This window comes from Pseudomonas sp., from assembly GCF_041601375.1.
Lineage (GTDB): Bacteria > Pseudomonadota > Gammaproteobacteria > Pseudomonadales > Pseudomonadaceae > Aquipseudomonas.
In genome coordinates this window covers 1-18,077 of the sequence record NZ_JBFIIG010000076.1, presented here as the reverse complement: position 1 = coordinate 18,077, position 18,077 = coordinate 1, and the positions used below count along the sequence as shown (strand labels likewise).

General features: G+C 66.0%; 12 protein-coding genes. 10 read left to right on the top strand and 2 right to left on the bottom strand.

What is annotated here, in order from left to right; all coding sequences use genetic code 11:
* Positions 1-131: 131 nt before the first annotated feature.
* Complete coding sequence (cra, locus tag ABZE94_RS11865) at positions 132-1,121, bottom strand: catabolite repressor/activator (protein ID WP_372875722.1); 990 nt, start codon at positions 1,119-1,121, stop codon at positions 132-134.
* A gap of 330 nt (positions 1,122-1,451) precedes the next feature.
* Here cra and ptsP point away from each other — a divergent pair, with 330 nt between their 5' ends.
* From ptsP to ABZE94_RS11845, 4 genes are all read left to right on the top strand, one after another.
* Complete coding sequence (gene ptsP / locus ABZE94_RS11860; RefSeq protein ID WP_372875721.1) at positions 1,452-4,316, top strand: phosphoenolpyruvate--protein phosphotransferase; 2,865 nt, start codon at positions 1,452-1,454, stop codon at positions 4,314-4,316.
* Positions 4,316-5,251: a 1-phosphofructokinase gene (pfkB, locus tag ABZE94_RS11855; RefSeq protein ID WP_372875720.1), complete on the top strand. Its 936-nt coding sequence runs from the start codon at positions 4,316-4,318 to the stop codon at positions 5,249-5,251. The genes ptsP and pfkB overlap by 1 nt, the downstream gene beginning before the upstream one ends.
* Positions 5,252-5,272: 21 nt before the next feature.
* Positions 5,273-7,009, top strand: a complete 1,737-nt coding sequence (locus ABZE94_RS11850) for a fructose-specific PTS transporter subunit EIIC (RefSeq protein ID WP_372875719.1) — start codon at positions 5,273-5,275, stop codon at positions 7,007-7,009.
* A gap of 183 nt (positions 7,010-7,192) precedes the next feature.
* Entirely contained in the window at positions 7,193-7,480 is a 288-nt protein-coding gene (locus tag ABZE94_RS11845) for an endonuclease domain-containing protein (RefSeq protein ID WP_372875718.1), read from the top strand.
* A gap of 324 nt (positions 7,481-7,804) precedes the next feature.
* Here ABZE94_RS11845 and ABZE94_RS11840 read toward each other — a convergent pair whose 3' ends face one another.
* A complete protein-coding gene (locus ABZE94_RS11840; protein ID WP_372875717.1) occupies positions 7,805-9,388 on the bottom strand; it encodes a peptide chain release factor 3 in 1,584 nt (527 codons plus the stop codon).
* A 437-nt stretch (positions 9,389-9,825) separates the two neighbouring features.
* On the opposite strand from ABZE94_RS11840, the gene ABZE94_RS11835 reads away from it, so the two are divergent.
* The 6 genes from ABZE94_RS11835 to ABZE94_RS11810 all read left to right on the top strand — a co-directional run.
* Positions 9,826-10,989, top strand: coding sequence for a type III PLP-dependent enzyme (locus ABZE94_RS11835; protein ID WP_372875716.1), 1,164 nt, complete (start codon positions 9,826-9,828; stop codon positions 10,987-10,989).
* 174 nt (positions 10,990-11,163) lie between these two features.
* Entirely contained in the window at positions 11,164-13,314 is a 2,151-nt protein-coding gene (locus ABZE94_RS11830) for a TonB-dependent receptor (RefSeq protein WP_372875715.1), read from the top strand.
* Positions 13,315-13,531: 217 nt separating this feature from the next.
* Complete coding sequence (locus ABZE94_RS11825) at positions 13,532-16,048, top strand: PepSY domain-containing protein (RefSeq protein ID WP_372875714.1); 2,517 nt, start codon at positions 13,532-13,534, stop codon at positions 16,046-16,048.
* A 48-nt stretch (positions 16,049-16,096) separates the two neighbouring features.
* Positions 16,097-16,843 (top strand): 5-oxoprolinase subunit PxpA, encoded by a 747-nt coding sequence (locus tag ABZE94_RS11820; RefSeq protein ID WP_372875713.1) that lies wholly within the window; start codon positions 16,097-16,099, stop codon positions 16,841-16,843.
* Positions 16,840-17,517: a 5-oxoprolinase subunit PxpB gene (gene pxpB / locus ABZE94_RS11815; protein ID WP_372875712.1), complete on the top strand. Its 678-nt coding sequence runs from the start codon at positions 16,840-16,842 to the stop codon at positions 17,515-17,517. The genes ABZE94_RS11820 and pxpB overlap by 4 nt, the downstream gene beginning before the upstream one ends.
* Positions 17,514-18,077, top strand: a 564-nt coding sequence (locus ABZE94_RS11810) for a biotin-dependent carboxyltransferase family protein (protein ID WP_372875711.1), incomplete at its 3' end; no start/stop codon positions are given. The genes pxpB and ABZE94_RS11810, both read left to right, overlap by 4 nt.

Below are 18,077 nucleotides of genomic sequence, written 5' to 3'. Positions count from 1 at the left end.
CTTTGCTGTGCCACGAAGAATTCGCGGCTAAAGCGGAACGCCGCCCGGCCGCTCCTACAGGTGCCAGCGGACCAGCAAGCGCGATTACCGCCAGTTTGCTGTGCGTCAGCGCGGCGTCGGAGCGCGAATTCCTACAGCGCGTGGCGGATCTTGAGGGTGCGCGGGATGGCTTCGATGCCGGGTTGGTAGTCGTCCTGCTCGATGGCGCGCAGGGCCAGGTCGAGGACGCGTTCGGCGATCTGTGCGTGTTGCTGGGAGATCGCATTGACCCGCAGCGGCAGGAAATCCAGCAACTGGGTGTCGCCGAAGGTGGCCAGGCGCAGACCGTCGATGCCCGGTTGTTCCTGCAAGGCATCGAACACCCCTTCGAGCAGGACATAGGCGGTGGTGATCAGTGCATCCGGCAGGTCGGCGGGGTTGTCCAGCAGGGCGCGCATCTGCCGGTAGCCGCTGGCGCGGTTGAATTGTTCGGCATGGCTGACGCTGATGTTGCCGCCGAAGTCGCTCAGGGCCTGGCGAAAGCCGCGTTCGCGGGCCTGGCTGATCGGCAGTTCCGGGCGCGCGCCGATCAGGGCGATATGCCGCGGCGGCGGGCTGAGCAGGCTGGACGTGAGCAGGGCACCGGCCTGCTGGTCGTCGCTGACCACCGAACAGATGCGCGCCGGATCGAGGGCGCGGTCGACGGCGATCACCGGCACGCCGGCCGCCAGCAGTCGCAGATAGGCCGGATCGTCCTGGGGCAGGCAACTGGCGACGATCAGTGCGTCGCAGCGGCGCGAGCGGAACAGTTCGAGCACCTGGCGTTCACTGTCCGGGTCGTCATCGGAGCTGGCGATCAGCAACTGGTAGCCGGCGGCGCGGGCGCGCTGTTCGAGCAGCTTGGCCAGGCGCGCGTAACTGGGGTTCTCCAGGTCCGGCAGGATGAAACCCAGGCAGCGGCTCTGCCCGCGGCGCAGGCCGGCCGCTTGCTGGTCGGGACGGTAGCCATGGCGTTCGACCACTTCCAGTACCCGCGCCACTGTGGCGGCGCTGATCCGCCGTTTATCGGCCTGGCCGTTGATCACGTAGCTGGCGGTGGTGACGGAAACCTGGGCCAGACGGGCGATGTCGCTGAGCTTCACGGGTGGATTCCTGGATGGGAGACGGCAGGGCTTCAAGGATCGCCGATTATCAGGTAACGTGCCAGTCGTTAGGTGAAACGATTCAGCATATAGTTCAAGTGGCTATTCTTTACGAATAGCCTGGACTTCACGCTAGCAGCCTGTCGGACTTTGGCGTCCGTAGCGAGAAAGTCTGGGATTGAGCGGATTTTTCCAGTCAAACGAGGCGAATAGCCGCTCTATTTAACGAGTTTGACTGGGAGAAGCAGCCAATATCCAGGCTTTCGCAGTAGGACAGTCCCAAGTCCGACAGGCTGCTAGGGCGCCATCAGTTGCCAGAGGATATCTTCAATGCTCGAGTTGAATGTCACGCAGATCCAGATGGGCCATAGCGCCTCGGATAAACCGGCGGCGCTGGCGCTGCTTGCCGATCGTCTGGTGCGCGATGATTTGGTTGCGCCCGGCTACCTGGCCGGGATGCAGGCGCGCGAAGCGCAGGGTTCGACCTACCTGGGCCAGGGCATCGCGATTCCCCATGGCACGCCGGAAACCCGCGATCAGGTGCATAGCACCGGGGTTCGTCTGATCCAGTTCCCCGAGGGGGTGGACTGGGGCAATGGGCAGATGGTCTACCTGGCGATTGCCATCGCCGCCCGCTCGGATGAGCACCTGCGCCTGCTGCAATTGCTCACCCGTGCCCTCGGTGAAGGCGATCTCGGTCCGGCGTTGCGCGCGGCGCAGGAGCCCGAGGCGATAGTCTCGCTGCTGCAGGGCGCGCCGCAGGAACTGGCGCTGGACAGTCAGCTGATCGGCCTGGGCGTGGCGGTCGAGGATTTCGATGAGCTGCTCTGGCAGGGCGCGCGGCTGCTGAAGAAGGCCGGTTGCGCCGAGTCCGGCTTCGCCAACAGCCTGGCCCAGGGCCAGCCGTTGCCGCTGGGCAACGGCCTGTGGTGGTTGCACAGTGATCAGGCCGTGCTCAGCCCCGGCCTGGCGTTCGTCACCCCGGCGCAGCCGCTCGACTACCGGGGCCAGCCATTGACCGGCCTGTTCTGCCTGGCCAGTCTCGGCGAGGCCCATCGGCAATTGCTCGAGCGCCTGTGCGATCTGCTGATCGAGGGCCGCGCCGCGGCCTTCAGCCAGGCCACCAGCAGCCGCAGCGTGCTCGAGGCCCTGGGCGGTGAAGTGCCCGCCGACTGGCCGATGTGTTCTGTGGTCCTGGCCAATACCCATGGCCTGCATGCCCGCCCGGCCAAGGTCCTGAGCGAGATTGCCCTGGCTTTCGCCGGCGAGGTGCGCGTGCGCCTGGCCGGCGAGGCGGGCGCAGGGGTATCGGTCAAGAGCCTGAGCAAGCTGCTGGCGCTGGGCGCGCGGCGTGGTCAGGCGCTGGAGTTCAGCGCCGAACCGGCGATCGCCGGCGAAGTTCTGCCGGCCTTGGAAGCCGCCGTGCTGGCAGGTCTGGGGGAAAGCATCGAGCCCTTGCCGCTGGCCGAGACTGGGGTGGCGGCCAGCGTTGCGCCGCTGCTCAAGCTGCAGGCGCCGGTTGCAGGCGCGCGTCTGCAGGCGGTGGCCGCGGCGCCGGGAATCGCCATCGGCCCGGCGCTGGTGCGGGTGCCACCGGTGCTCGATTACCCGCAGCAAGGTCAGGGCGCGGTCCTTGAGCAACAGCGCTTGAGCGCGGCGCTGGAGCAGGTCGGCGCCGACATCCAGCGCCTGGTAGAGGCCACGGCCGAAGTCAATATTCGTGAGATCTTCATCACCCACCAGGCGATGCTGCGCGACCCGGCCCTGGGCGAGGACGTAGCCGCGCGCCTGGGCGAAGGGTTCAGCGCCGAGGCGGCCTGGGCTGGCGAGATCGAGACGGCCGCCGCCCAGCAGGAGGCCCTGCATGATGCGCTGCTGGCCGAGCGCGCCGCCGATCTGCGCGACATCGGCCGTCGCGTGCTGGCCCAGCTGTGTGGCGTCGAGGCGCTGCGCGAGCCGGAGGAGCCCTACATTCTGGTGATGGACGAAGTGGCGCCTTCGGATGTCGCCAGCCTTGATCGCCAGCGCGTTGCCGGCATCCTCACCGCTCGCGGTGGCGCCACCGCGCACAGTGCGATCATCGCCCGCGCGTTGGGCATCCCTGCGGTGGTGGGGGCCGGCGAGGCGGTGCTGGCGTTGGCCCAGGGCACTGTGCTGTTGCTCGATGGCGATCACGGCCTGCTCCGCGTGGCGCCCGATCAGCAGACCCTTGAGCTGGCCTTGCGCCAGCGCGAGGCCAGCAATGCCCGCCGCGAGCGCGCCCATGCCGAACGCATGCAGCCGGCGGAGACCCGCGACGGTCATCGTCTGGAAGTGGCGGCCAATATCGGCGCCAGCGCTCAAGCCGCCGCGGCGGTCGAGTTGGGTGGCGAGGCGATCGGTCTGCTGCGCACCGAGCTGGTGTTCATGGATCATGCCCAGGCGCCGGACCAGGCCACCCAGGAGGTCGAGTACCGCCGCGTGCTCGATGCCCTCGACGGGCGCCCGCTGGTGGTACGCACCCTGGATGTCGGTGGCGACAAGCCGCTGCCTTACTGGCCGATGCCGGCGGAGGTGAACCCCTTCCTCGGCGTGCGCGGTATCCGCCTCAGCCTGCAGCGCCCGGAGATCCTGGAAACCCAGTTGCGCGCCTTGCTCGCCGCGGCCGAGGGCCGGCCGCTGCGGATCATGTTCCCGATGGTCTGCTGCGTCGAGGAGTGGCGCACCGCGCGCGACATGGCGCTGCGCTTGCGCGAAGAGATTCCGCTGGCCGACCTGCAGCTGGGGATCATGGTCGAGGTGCCCTCGGCGGCGCTGCTGGCACCGGTGCTGGCGCGCGAGGTGGACTTCTTCAGCATCGGCACCAACGACCTGACCCAGTACACCCTGGCCATCGACCGCGACCACCCGACCCTGTCGGCCCAGGCCGATGGCCTGCATCCGTCGGTGCTGCGCCTGATCGGCATGACCGTCGAGGCCGCCCACGCCCATGGCAAGTGGGTCGGGGTGTGCGGCGAACTGGCCTGCGACATGCTCGCCGTGCCCCTGCTGGTCGGCCTGGGGGTGGACGAGTTGAGCGTCTCGGCGCGCAGCATCGCGCTGGTCAAGGCGCGGGTGCGTGAGCTGGATTTCAGCCAGAGCCAGCTGCTGGCCCGGCAGGCACTTGGTCTGGACAGCGCCGCGGCAGTGCGCGCCCTGGTGGAGGAGATCGGCTGATGGCACGTATTCTGACCCTGACCCTGAACCCGGCGCTGGACCTGACCGTGTCGCTCGAGGCCTTGCAGCCCGGCACGGTCAATCGCAGCCTGGGGTTGCACAGCCACGCCGCCGGCAAAGGCCTGAACGTGGCCCAGGTGCTGGCCGACCTGGGTCACAAGGTCACGGTCAGTGGTTTTCTCGGGCAGGCCAACGCCGCGCCTTTCGAGGCCCTGTTCGCCCGGCGCGGTTTCGTCGACGCCTTTGTCCGCGTGCCCGGGGAAACCCGCAGCAACATCAAATTGGCCGAGCGTAGCGGGCGGATCACCGACCTCAATGGTCCGGGGCCGCAGGTCGGGGCGGCGCATCAGGCCGAGTTGCTCGAGGAGCTGGAGCAGATCGTGGCCGGCCACGATGCCATCGTGGTCGCCGGCAGCCTGCCGCAGGGCGTCAGCCCCGAGTGGTTCGCCGGCCTGCTGCGCCGGCTGCAGGCATTCGGCCTGCCGCTGGCGCTGGACAGCAGTGGCGCCGCGTTGCGCGCCGGGCTGGCGGTGGCGCCCTGGCTGATCAAACCCAACGAGGAGGAACTGGCTGACGCCTGCGGTTTGTGGTCGTCCACCGCGGCCGATCTGCAGGCCGCGGCGCTGCGTCTGCGCATCTCGGGCATCGAGCATGTGCTGCTGTCGCGCGGCGCCGAGGGCGTCTGCTGGTTCGGCCCGGACATTGCGCTGCAGGCGCGGCCGCCGCGGGTCGAGGTGGTCAGTACGGTGGGCGCCGGCGACTCGTTGCTCGCCGCCACCTTGCATGGCCTGCTGACTGGCTGGCCGGCCGAACGCACCTTGCGTCTGGCCACCGCGATCGCCGCGCAGGCGGTCAGTCAGCTCGGTTTCGGTATTCACGACAGGGAACAACTGGCGCGCCTGGAAGCGGGCGTGGCTGTCGCGCCCCTGGATTAAAACAATAATGAGGTCATTTTCATGAATCTGCTGATCGTCACCGCCTGCCCCAATGGCATGGTCACCAGCGTGCTCTGCTCGCGTTTACTGGAAGCCGCCGCCCAGCGTCTGGGTTGGAAGAGTCGGGTCGAGGTGCATGACCCCAAGGCGATAGGTTCGCCGTTGAGCGATGCCGACATCGCCGCCGCCGAGCTGGTGGTGGTGGTCAAGACCGGCGACCTGTCGCTGCACCGCTTCGTCGGCAAACGCCTGGTGCAATCCACCCCGGCCGAAGCGCTGGCCGATCCGCAGCAGTTCCTGCTCGCCGCCGCCGAGCACGCCGAGGTCCTGCAGCAGGATGCGCCCGTGCTCGCCGCGGCGACTGCCCGGCCACGCCTGGTCGCGGTGACCGCCTGCCCGACCGGGGTGGCGCACACCTTCATGGCCGCGGAGGCCCTGCAGCAGGCGGCCGAGCAGCTCGGCTACGAGCTGCAGGTGGAAACCCGCGGTTCGGTGGGCGCGCGTAACGTGCTGGATGACGCCGCCATCGCCGCCGCCGACGTGGTGCTGCTGGCCGCCGATATCGAGGTGGAAACCGCCCGCTTCGCCGGCAAGAAGGTCTTTCGCTGCGGTACCGGGGTGGCCCTCAAGCAGCCCCGGCAGACCCTCGAACGCGCCCTGGCCGAGGCGCAGCCCCTGGCCGGCGGCGGCCAGGGCGAGACCAGCCAGTCCGGCCCCGCCGCGCAGGGCGGGCCCTACAAGCATCTGCTCACAGGCGTGTCCTATATGCTGCCGATGGTGGTGGCCGGCGGGCTGATGATCGCCCTGTCGTTCGTCTTCGGCATCGAGGCGTTCAAGGAGGAGGGCAGCCTGGCCGCCGCGCTGATGCAGATCGGCGGCGAGGCCGCGTTCAAATTGATGGTGCCGGTGCTGGCCGGCTATATCGCCTATTCGATCGCCGACCGTCCCGGCCTGGCACCGGGGATGATCGGCGGCCTGCTCGCCAGCTCCCTGGGTGCGGGCTTTATCGGCGGCATCATCGCCGGCTTCCTTGCCGGTTATGCGGCCAAGGCCATCGCCCGCTGGGTGCAGTTGCCGGCCAGCGTCGAGGCGTTGAAACCTATCCTGATCATCCCGCTGCTGGCCAGCCTGTTCACCGGCATGGTGATGATCTACGTGGTCGGCAAACCGGTGGCCGGCATGCTGGTCGGCTTGACCAGCTTTCTCGACAGCATGGGCAGCACCAATGCGATCCTGCTCGGCCTGCTGCTCGGCGGCATGATGTGCGTCGACCTCGGAGGGCCGATCAACAAGGCCGCCTATGCCTTCTCCGTCGGCCTGCTGGCGTCGCAGAGCTACGCACCGATGGCCGCGGTGATGGCCGCCGGCATGGTGCCGCCGATCGGCATGGCCATCGCCACCGTTATCGCCCGACACAAGTTCGCCCAGAGCGAACGCGAAGCCGGCAAGGCGGCCGGGGTGCTGGGGCTGTGCTTCATCTCCGAGGGGGCGATCCCCTTCGCCGCCAAGGACCCGTTCCGGGTGATCCCGGCCAGCATCGCCGGCGGCGCATTGACCGGTGCGCTGTCGATGTACTTCGGCTGCAAACTGATGGCGCCCCACGGCGGCCTGTTCGTCCTGCTGATTCCCAATGCGATCAATCACGCGCTGCTCTACCTGCTGGCGATAGTCGCCGGCAGCCTGCTGACCGGGGTGGTCTATGCGCTGATCAAAAGAGGCGAGGTGGTGGAGCTGGTGGTGGCGGGGGAGAAGGCGTAGCGACCATCCGCTGTTGGCTTGACGAAAAGGCACGGTGTACTGCTTCGCGAGTACACCCTACGCGCTTTTAACCGCTGGATTATGTGCAGCGGGCTAAGATCTTCTGGGCGCGTACAAATTAGTCCCCTCTCCCCCCCGGGGAGAGGGCTAGGGTGAGGGGCGAATTTCACACGGAGGTGAAGCATGCCCAAGGGCATTCAACGGCCTACAGCCGAGCAGCGCGAGTTTGCCAAGCAACTGCGTCATGAGCTGACCGACTGCGAACGGTTGCTCTGGCAACATTTGCGCAATCGCCAGCTCGGCGGTTTCAAGTTCCGTCGGCAGTATCCGTTGCCGCCTTATGTGCTGGATTTCTACTGTGCAGAGCTGGGGCTGGCGGTCGAGCTGGATGGTGGGCAGCACTTAAGCGATAAGGCTTTGCGCCGGGATGCCGAGCGCAGCCGCTATCTGGGTGGCCGGGGATTCGGGTGATTCGCTTCAGTAACCGGGAGGTTTTGGCGCTGATGTCTGAGGTACTGGCGGAGATTTTACGACAGACTGAAATTGCTGCCCCTCACCCCAGCCCTCGGCTTTAGCGTCCTGCGTCGCCCTACCTCCTGCATCCATGCAGTCGTCTCCCCGGAGGGTAGAGGGAGCCGATTGTGTGAAGCTGATAATTGCAGTCTGTCTGTTGGTTCCGGTAAGCGCCCCGGTTCCGAATTGCGGACCATGACCTTTTAGCCGCCACCGAACGGCCGCCTCTCCCTTTTAGGGAGAGGGCTGGGGTGAGGGTTGGCTTTCACTGCCGATCGCCAATCAATGATGCTCGCGGGTCGCCCTGAATTTCACGTCCGGCCAGCGCTCTTCCATCAGCGCCAGGTTGACCCGGGTCGGGGCCAGGTAGGTGAGGTGGCCGCCGCCGTCGACGGCGAGGTTTTCCACCGCCTTGTTGGCGAAGTCCTCGAGTTTCTTCTTGTCCGCGCAGTCGATCCAGCGCGCCGACCACACGGTGATCGGCTCGTAGCCGCACTCGACCTTGTATTCCTCCTTCAGACGGCTGGCGACCACGTCGAACTGCAGCACGCCGACCGCGCCGAGGATGATGTCGTTGCTGCGCTCGGGGAAGAACACCTGGGTCGCGCCTTCCTCGGCCAGCTGTTGCAGGCCCTGACGCAGCTGCTTGGATTTCAGCGGGTCTTTCAGGCGCACGCGGCGGAACAGTTCCGGGGCGAAGTGCGGGATGCCGGTGAAGCTCAGGGCCTCGCCTTCGCTGAAGGTGTCGCCGATCTGGATGGTGCCGTGGTTGTGCAGGCCGATGATGTCGCCGGCATAAGCCTCTTCGAGCATTTCGCGCTCGCTGGAGAAGAAGGTCAGGGCATCGCCGATGCGCACGTCCTTGCCGGTGCGCACGTGGCGCATCTTCATGCCCTTCTCGTACTTGCCCGAGCAGATGCGCATAAAGGCGATGCGGTCGCGGTGCTTGGGATCCATGTTCGCCTGGATCTTGAACACGAAGCCGCTGAATTTCTCCTCGACCGGTTCGACGGTGCGTTCGTTGGCGACCCGCGCCAGCGGCCGGGGTGCCCAGTCGACCACGGCGTCGAGTACATGGTCGACGCCGAAGTTGCCCAGGGCGGTGCCGAAGAACACCGGGGTCAACTGGCCGTTCATGAATTCGTCCTGATCGAAGGTGTGGCAAGCGCCCTGGACCAGTTCCAACTGCTCGATAAAGCGTTCGTATTCGTCGCCCAGGTGGGCACGGGCTTCGTCGGAGTCGAGCTTTTCGATGATTTTCACATCGGTGCGCTCGTGGCCGTGGCCGGCCGTGTAGACGATGATGTAGTCGCCTTCCAGGTGGTAGACGCCCTTGAAGTCGCGGTAGCAGCCGATCGGCCAGGTGATCGGTGCGGCCTTGATCTTCAGCACCGCCTCGATTTCGTCGAGCAATTCGATGGGGTCGCGGATGTCGCGGTCGAGTTTGTTGACGAAACTGACGATGGGCGTGTCGCGCAGCCGGCACACGTCCATCAGGGCGATGGTGCGCGGCTCGACGCCCTTGCCGCCGTCGAGCACCATCAGCGCACTGTCCACCGCGGTCAGGGTGCGGTAGGTGTCTTCCGAGAAGTCCTCGTGGCCGGGGGTGTCGAGCAGGTTGATCATGTGCTCGCGGTAGGGGAACTGCATCACCGAGGTGGTGATGGAGATGCCGCGTTGCTTCTCCATCTCCATCCAGTCGCTGGTGGCATGGCGGTCGGACTTGCGCGACTTCACCGTGCCGGCGATGGCAATCGCCTTGCCCATCAGCAGGAGTTTCTCGGTAATGGTGGTTTTACCGGCGTCCGGGTGGGAAATGATGGCGAATGTGCGCCTCTTGGCGACTTCGGCGGACTGCTTACTCATTGTTGGGGGAACCCGTCGACTGATAGTCGGTCTGTCAAAAAAGGGAGCGATTATAACGGTAAACGGCCCCGCGCGCGGCGACCTGTAGTCAGCGTGGGAAAAGTACAATTTGCCGGGCTTTGTGCAGCATTTCGTGACGCCTTGTTTTGAATCCGCAACGACCCATGAGTAGGCCGAAAAAACCGAATGGCGATACGATAATTTTTGATTGATCTAAGCTGTCCATGGTCCTAAAGTTCGCGCCCGAACGTCCATGCTGGCAACGATCCATCCGGCTCAAGTACTGACGACGAGAGATCGATTTCGATACTCGGCGACATGCCTTGGGAAGTAGGCGAACCAAAGTGGGGAAACTGATCAGGCGTTCGCGGCCTTGCTATTAGTTGGCAAGGCCCCCCTAATTACCTTTGTGTGTTTTGCCATTTGGAGTCCCGCGCATGCCGATTCAGGTCGAAGATTATTACCCCCGAGAAACCTTCCAGAAAATGAAGGCCTTCGCCGATCAACACGAAACCCCGTTCGTGGTGATCGATACCAAAATCATTGATCAGGCCTACGACGACCTGCGCGCCGGTTTCGAATTCGCCAAGGTCTACTACGCGGTGAAGGCCAACCCGGCGGTCGAGATCATCAACCTGCTCAAGGACAAGGGCTCAAGCTTCGATATCGCCTCGATCTACGAGCTGGATCGGGTCATGAGCTGTGGTGTCGGCCCGGAGCGCATCAGCTACGGCAACACCATCAAGAAAGCCAAGGACATCCGCCTGTTCTACGAGAAAGGCGTGCGCATGTTCGCCACCGACTCGGAAGCCGACCTGCGCAACATCGCCAAGGCCGCGCCGGGCTCGAAAGTCTATGTGCGCATCCTCACCGAAGGCTCGACTACTGCCGATTGGCCGCTGTCGCGCAAATTCGGCTGCCAGACCGACATGGCCATGGACCTGCTGATCCTCGCCCGCCAACTGGGCCTGGTGCCCTACGGCGTATCCTTCCATGTCGGCTCGCAGCAGCGCGATATTTCCGTCTGGGACGCGGCCATTGCCAAGGTCAAGGTGATCTTCGAGCGACTCAAGGAAGAAGACGGCATCGAGTTGAAGATGATCAACATGGGTGGCGGCTTCCCGGCCAACTACATCACCCGCACCAACAGCCTGGAAACCTACGCCGAGGAAATCATCCGCTTCCTCAAAGACGATTTCGGCGACGACCTGCCGGAAATCATCCTCGAACCGGGCCGCTCGTTGATTTCCAACGCCGGCATCCTGGTCAGTGAAGTGGTGCTGGTCGCGCGCAAGTCGCGTACTGCCGTGGAGCGCTGGGTGTATACCGACGTCGGCTTGTTCAGCGGCCTGATTGAAACCATGGGCGAGGCGATCAAGTTCCCCATCTACACCGAGAAGAAGGGCGAGATGGAAGAAGTGGTGATCGCCGGTCCGACCTGCGACAGCGCCGACATCATGTACGAGAACTACAAGTACGGCCTGCCGCTCAACCTGGCGAGTGGCGATCGCCTGTACTGGCTGTCCACCGGCGCCTACACCACCAGCTACAGCGCGGTGGAATTCAACGGCTTCCCGCCGTTGAAGGCCTACTACCTGTAAGCGTTCGCGCTACCCGAAAACCCGCCTTCTGGCGGGTTTTTTGTGTTCTAGGGCCTGGGGCGGATGACAACTGCTGGCGGGCAACTCAAAAAGTTTCGTGATCCATTGAATAGCTCTTGATTGATAATTATTAACGAATAGAATCGCGTCTCTTTCTATTTTGGAGTGATTCGCATGCGCAAGTGTGGCAAGGGTATGGGCAGTCTGCCGCAGCGTCGACTGTTGGCTTGTGCGGTCGCATCCGCCAGTCTGGTTCTCGTCTCGGCACAGCCGGTCATGGCGGCAGAAACGGACAGCGTCACGCTGGCGCCGATGCAGGTGGTGCAGAAACGCAACGCCTATGGCGTCGAGCGAACTCGCACCGCCACCAAGACGGACACGCCGCTGCGCAACGTGCCGCAGGTCATCAGCGTGGTGACCGACGAGCAGATCCGCGATCAATCCATGAAAGGCATGGCAGACGTGGTGCGTTATGTGCCGGGCGTGCAGATGGCCCAGGGCGAGGGCCACCGCGATGCGCCTATCCTGCGCGGCAATGCCACCACCGCGGACTTCTTCGTCGACGGCATGCGCGATGACGTGCAGTACCTGCGCGACCTGTACAACGTGGAGCGTGTGGAGGTACTGAAGGGGCCCAATGGCATGATCTTCGGTCGCGGCGGCAGCGGCGGCCTGATCAACCGGGTAACCAAGCAGGCCAATTGGACGGATGGTCGCGAAGTTGGGCTAACCTACGGTTCCTGGGAGAATCGGCGGATGACCGGCGATTTCAACCAGGCGCTCAACGATCGCCTGGCGCTGCGCCTTACCGCGCTCTATGAAGACTCCAACAGCTTCCGCGACCATGGCGAGGTGGAGCGCTGGGCGGTCAACCCGACCGCGAGCTTCGCGCTGAACGATGCCACCCTGATCGAGGTCGGCTACGAGCACTTCGAGGACGACCGCCGCGTCGACCGCGGCCTGCCGTCCTTCACCAAGGCCGGAAGCAGCCGCGGCGAGCCGCTGAAGGTCAACGAATCCAGGCACTTCGGCAGCCCCGACGACAGCTTCTCCACGGCCGAGGTGGATGCGCTGAACGGCCGCATCACCCATGAATTCGCCAATGGCGTACTGCTGACCAACCAGACCCGCTATGCCGATTACGCGAAGTTCTATCAGAACGTCTATCCATCCGCGGCCTACAACGCCGCCACCAATCAGGTCCAGCTCGGCGCCTACAACAACGCCACCGACCGCACCAACCTGATCAACCAGACCGACCTGACCCTGTCCGGCCATGCCCTGGGCTTCGACCACACCCTGCTGGTCGGCGCCGAGCTGAGCCGTCAGATTACGGAAAACTTCCGCGAGACCGGTTTCTTCAACGCGGCCGGCACGCAGAAAAATACCTTTGTGACGCCGCAGAACAGCCTCTACCAGGGGCCAGTGGTGTTCCGCCACGGCGCCAGCGACGCCGACAACGAGAGCGTCGCCAGGACCGCCGCACTCTACCTGCAGGACCAGATCGAGCTGACCAAGCAGTGGGAGCTTCTGCTCGGGGTGCGCTACGACAACTTCAAGGTGGATGTGGACGACTACAAGGGGGGCGGTCACGCCAAGCTGTCCAGCTCGGATGACCTGTACTCGCCGCGTGCCGGCCTGATCTACAAGCCGCTGGACAACCTGTCCTTGTACACCAGCTATTCCATCGCCTACGTGCCGCGCGTTGGCGAGCAACTCGCCTCGCTCAGCGCCAGCAACCGTTCGCTGGACCCGGAGGAGTTCACCAACCGCGAAATCGGCGTGAAGTGGGACATCAATGAGCGGCTGGCGGCGACTGCGGCCCTGTACCACCTGGAGCGCACCAACGTGGCGACCGCCGACCCGAGCAATCCGAGTCGTTCGATCCTGGTGGACGGCCAGCGGGTGCGGGGCGTCGAGCTGAGCCTCACCGGCCATCTCACCGATGCCTGGCAAGTCACCGGCGGCTATGCCTACCAGAACAGCGAAATGCAGACCCCGGGCTTCGAGGGCAATGAAATCGCCCAGGTGCCGCGCGATTCCTTCTCGTTGTGGAACCGCTACGACTTCGACCCGCAGTGGGGCGTGGGCCTGGGCATGATCTATCAGAGCGACGTCTTCGCCGCGGCAGACAACAAGGTGGTCCTGCCGAGCTTCACTCGCGTCGATGCGGCGGTCTATTACACCGTCAGCCCGGAACTGCGCCTGCAGTTGAACGTGGAAAACCTGCTGAACGAGGAGTATTACGCCTCGGCGCATGGCAACAACAACATCATGCCGGGTTCGCCGCTGGCCTTTGGCCTGAGTGCCAACGTCTTCTTCTGAGTAGGGGCGTGGCGGCCCGTTCTCCGCGCTCAGCCGCAACTTAGCAGAAGGCCGTCCCGCTGAACGGCCTTCTGCCGACTGCCGCATGGGTGCGGGTCACGATTTTTTGCCCGGCCGAGCGCAAGCCGCCGGGGCAAAGCAGATGGGGCTAGCCGCTGGCTAGCCCTTCCTAAAGTGTGTTGCGCCTGGCGGCCCATCCGGTAATCGAGTTGATTCCATGGTGAAGAAAGTGCTCTACCAATTGCATTGGCTGCTCGGCATCAGCGCCGGCCTGGTGCTGGCGCTGATGGGTCTGACCGGTGCGGCCTATTCGTTCCAGGGCGAACTGCTGCGTGCGCTCAATCCCGAGGTGCTGCGGGTCGAGGCGCGTGACGGCGGCGTGCTAGCATCTGAGGTGCTGGTGTCGCGCATCGAGGCGGCCAGCCAGCAGCGGGTGCTGCGCTTGAACGTGGAGGCGGCCGCCGATACGCCCGGACGGGTGATCTTCGCGCCGCCGCCGGGCGAGCGCCGCGGACAATCGAGCTATTTCGACCCTTATAGCGGCGAGCTGCTCGGCGAGCCGCGCGGGCAGGATTTCTTCGAGCTGATGCTGGAGCTGCACCGCTTTCTTGCCCTGGGCGAGTACGGCAAGCAGATCACCGCTGCCAGCACCCTGGCGCTGATCTTCTTCTGCCTCTCCGGGCTCTATTTGCGTTGGCCGCGCCAGGCCCTGAACTGGCGCGCCTGGCTGACCCTGGACTGGGCCAAGCGCGGCCGCGCGTTCAACTGGGACCTGCATGCGGTGGCCGGCACCTGGTGCCTGGCGTTCTATCTCTGTGCGGCGCTGACCGGGCTGTATTGGTCCTATGACTGGTACCGCGAAGGCCTGACCGGCCTGCTCGGCAGCGAGCCGGCCAACCCGCCGCCGATGAGCCGGCCAGCGGTCGAGGCGCTGCCGCTGATCAACCATGCGACGCTCTGGGCCGGTTTGCAGCAGGCCGCCGGCCCGCAATTGACCGGCTACAGCCTGCGCCTGCCGACTGCGGCCGGTCAGCCGGCCACGCTGTTCTACCTGCGCGATGACGCGCCCCATGAGCGCGCCTTCAACCAGCTCAGCCTGGATGTGCAAAGCGGCGTGGCAAGGCAACACAAACGCTACCGCGAGCAGGCGTTCGGCGACCAGCTGCTGACCAGCAACTATGCCCTGCATGTCGGCAGCTACTTCGGCCTGGCCGGGCGCATCCTGATGTTCCTGGCCAGCCTGAGCATGCCGCTGTTCGCCATTACCGGTTGGTTGCTCTACCTCGACCGCCGCCGTAAAAAGCGTGCGGCCCTGGCCGCCCGCAAGGCGCTGTTGCCCGCGGGCGCGGGGGCGCGCGACTGGCTGATCGGTTTCGCCAGCCAGAGCGGCTTCGCCGAGCAGCTGGCCTGGCAAACCGCCGGGCAACTGCAGGCGGCCGGTCATGGTGTGCGGGTCGAGCCGCTGGCGCGCCTCGATCGCCAGGCCCTGAGCGAGGCGCAGCATGCGCTGTTCGTGGTCAGCACCTTTGGCGACGGCGAGGCGCCGGACAGCGCCCGCGGTTTCGAACGCAAATTGCTCGCCCAGACCCTGGGTCTGCCAAACCTGCGCTACGCCATGCTTGCCCTCGGCGACCGTCAGTACCGGCATTTCTGCAGTTTCGCCGAGCGCCTGCACGGTTGGCTTGGGCAACAAGGCGCGCGCACGCTGTTCGAACCGGTGCAAGTGGATGCCGGCGATGCACTGGCGCTGGCCGACTGGCAGCGCCAGCTCAGTGAGCTGACCGGCACCCAGCCGCTGAATGGCGCGAGCATGGCCTTCGGCCTGTGGACGCTGCACCAGCGCGAGTTGCTCAACCCCGGCAGCCATGGCGCGCCGACCTATCTGATCGGGCTGCGCGGCGAAGCGGCCGCCGGTTGGCTGGCCGGCGATATCCTGCAGGTGCTGCCGCGTCAGGCCGACGCCGTGGTGCGGGCCTGGTTGCAGCGCTTCGGCCTGGATGGCGACGAACTGGTCAAGCTAGACGGCATGCCGCAATCGTTGGCTCAGGCGCTGGCGAGCAAGCAACTGCCGGATGGCTTCGCCCATTTGCTCGGTTTGCACGCCCAGGCCCTGCTCGAGGCCCTGGCGCCCTTGGCACCGCGCGACTATTCCATCGCCTCACTGCCCAGCGACGGCCTGTTGCAACTGATCGTGCGCCAGGAACGCCGCCGCGATGGCGCGCTCGGCCTCGGCTCCGGCTGGCTGAGCGCGCATGCGTCGCTGCATGGCCAACTGCTGGCGCGGGTACGGCGCAACAGCGCCTTCCATGCGCCCGAGGACCAGCGCCCGTTGATCCTGATCGGCAATGGCAGCGGTCTGGCCGGCTTGCGCAGCCTGCTCAAGGCGCGCATCGCCGCCGGTCACAGACGCAACTGGCTGCTGTTCGGCGAGCGCAATGCCGCCCATGACTTTTACTGTCGCGACGAACTGCAGGGCTGGCTGGCCAGCGGCGAACTGGCGCGCCTGGATCTGGCCTTCTCCCGCGACCAGGCGCACAAAGTCTATGTGCAGGATCGCCTGGGTGACGCTGCCGAGCTGCTGCGCGCCTGGCTGGCCGAGGGGGCGGCGATATACGTCTGCGGCAGCCTCGAGGGCATGGCCAGCGGCGTCGACCGGGTGTTGCATGAAGTGCTGGGCGAGGCGGCCATGGTCGAGTTGGTCGAGCAGGGCCGTTATCGACGCGATGTCTATTGAGCGTCGGCGGGCTTCCCGTCGCGCTGATGCGGCTCTAAGCTTGTGCTCATGAACAGACGAATCCTGCTGAACTGCGACATGGGCGAGAGCTTCGGGGCCTGGAGCATGGGCGATGACGCCCTGGCCATGCCGCTGGTCGATCAGGCCAACCTGGCCTGTGGTTTTCACGCCGCCGACCCGCTGACCATGCAACGCACCGTCGCCCTGGCGGTACAGTATGGGGTGAGCATCGGTGCGCATCCCGCCTATCCCGATCTGGTCGGTTTCGGCCGCCGTCATCTGGCCTGCTCGCCGGAGGAGGTCACCGCTCTGGTGCTCTATCAGCTCGGCGCGCTGGACGCCTTCTGCCGCGCCGCCGGCACCCAGGTCGCATACGTCAAGCCGCACGGCGCCTTGTACAACGACCTGGTGCGCGACGATGCCCTGCTCGCGGCGGTGCTGGATGCTTGCGCCGGCTACCGCAAGGGCTTGCCGCTGATGGTCCTGGCCCTGCTGGACAACCGCCGCGAGCTGGAGTTTGCCGATGCCGCCGACGTGCCGCTGATGTTCGAGGCCTTCGCCGACCGCGCCTACCTGGCCGACGGTCAACTGGCGCCGCGGCGTCTGGCCGATGCGGTGCATCGCGATCCGCAGCGGATTCTCGAGCAGGGCCTGGCCATCGCCGAGGGCGAGGCGTTCGCCGATATCGACGGCAAGCCGCTGCAACTCTGTGCCGACAGCCTCTGCGTGCATGGCGACAACGCCGAGTCGCTGGCCGTGCTGCGACGCTTGCGGGCGCTGTTGGACGCCTCATGATCCGCCTCGAACCGGCTGGCGCCGAAGCGCTCATGCTGGTGCTGGCCGAGCAGCCCGACGCCCAGTTGCCGTTGCGTATCGCCCTGCTGACCGAGCGTATCCGCGCCGAACTGGGGCCGCTGCTGCGCGACCTGGTGCCGAGCTGGAGCAGCCTGTTGCTGCACTACGACCTGAGCCGCACCGATCACCTGCAACTGGCCGAGCGCCTGAGCCCATTGCTGCCGCGTTGGCTGGCCGAGCCCTTGCCGGCCGAGGCCGGACGCCTGCATCAGATCCCGATCTGGTATGCCGGCGCCGACCTGGCGGAGGTGGCGCGGCTGTGCCGGCTGAGCGTCGAGCAGGTGATCGAGCTGCACAGCGCCACCGAGTACCGGGTCGGTGCCATCGGTTTCGCCCCGGGCTTCGCCTACCTGGGCGAGTTGCATGAGCGCCTGGCCCTGCCGCGCCGCAGCACGCCGCGCACGCGGGTGCCGGCCGGCAGCCTGGCCATCGCCGAACGGCTGACCGCAGTCTATCCGCAGGCCTCGCCCGGTGGCTGGCACCTGCTCGGTCTGTGTCCCTGGCGCCTGTTCGATGTCCGGCGCGAGCCGCCATGCCCGTTGCTGCTGGGCGATCGAGTGCGTTTCGTGGCGGTCGACGAGCAGACCTTCCGTGCCGAAGGCGGGCCGTTATGAACGGGCTGCGGGTGCTCAAGCCGGGGCCGCAGAGCCTGCTGCAGGATGGCGGTCGGCATGGCTGGCAGCACCTCGGCGTGTCGCCGGCCGGGCCGCTGGACCTGCACGCCGCCGCCTGGGCCAATCGCCTGCTGGACAACCCCTGGGGCACACCGCTGCTGGAGGTCGCCCTGGGCTATCTCGAGCTGGAGAGCGAACTGGACACCTGGCTGGCGCTGACCGGCGCGCAGGTCGCGGCAACGCTCGATGGTGCGCCCCTGCCGCCCTGGTCGCGTTTTCCCCTGCGCGCCGGACAGCGCCTCAAGCTCGGTTATGCCCGCAGCGGCCAGCGCGCCTACCTGGCTGTGGCCGGCGGTTTTCGCGCGACGCCGCAGCTGGGCAGCGTCAGCACCCAGCTGCGCGAAGGCCTGGGCGGCTTACAGGGCACGGGCGAGCCGTTGCGCGCGGGCGATCTGCTGCCCTGCCAGGCAGCGGATTTGCCCCGGGCGCTGAGCGTGCCCTGGCCCTACCAGTCCGATTACCGGGCCCCGGCCCGCTTGCGGGTGATCGGCGGCGGCGAT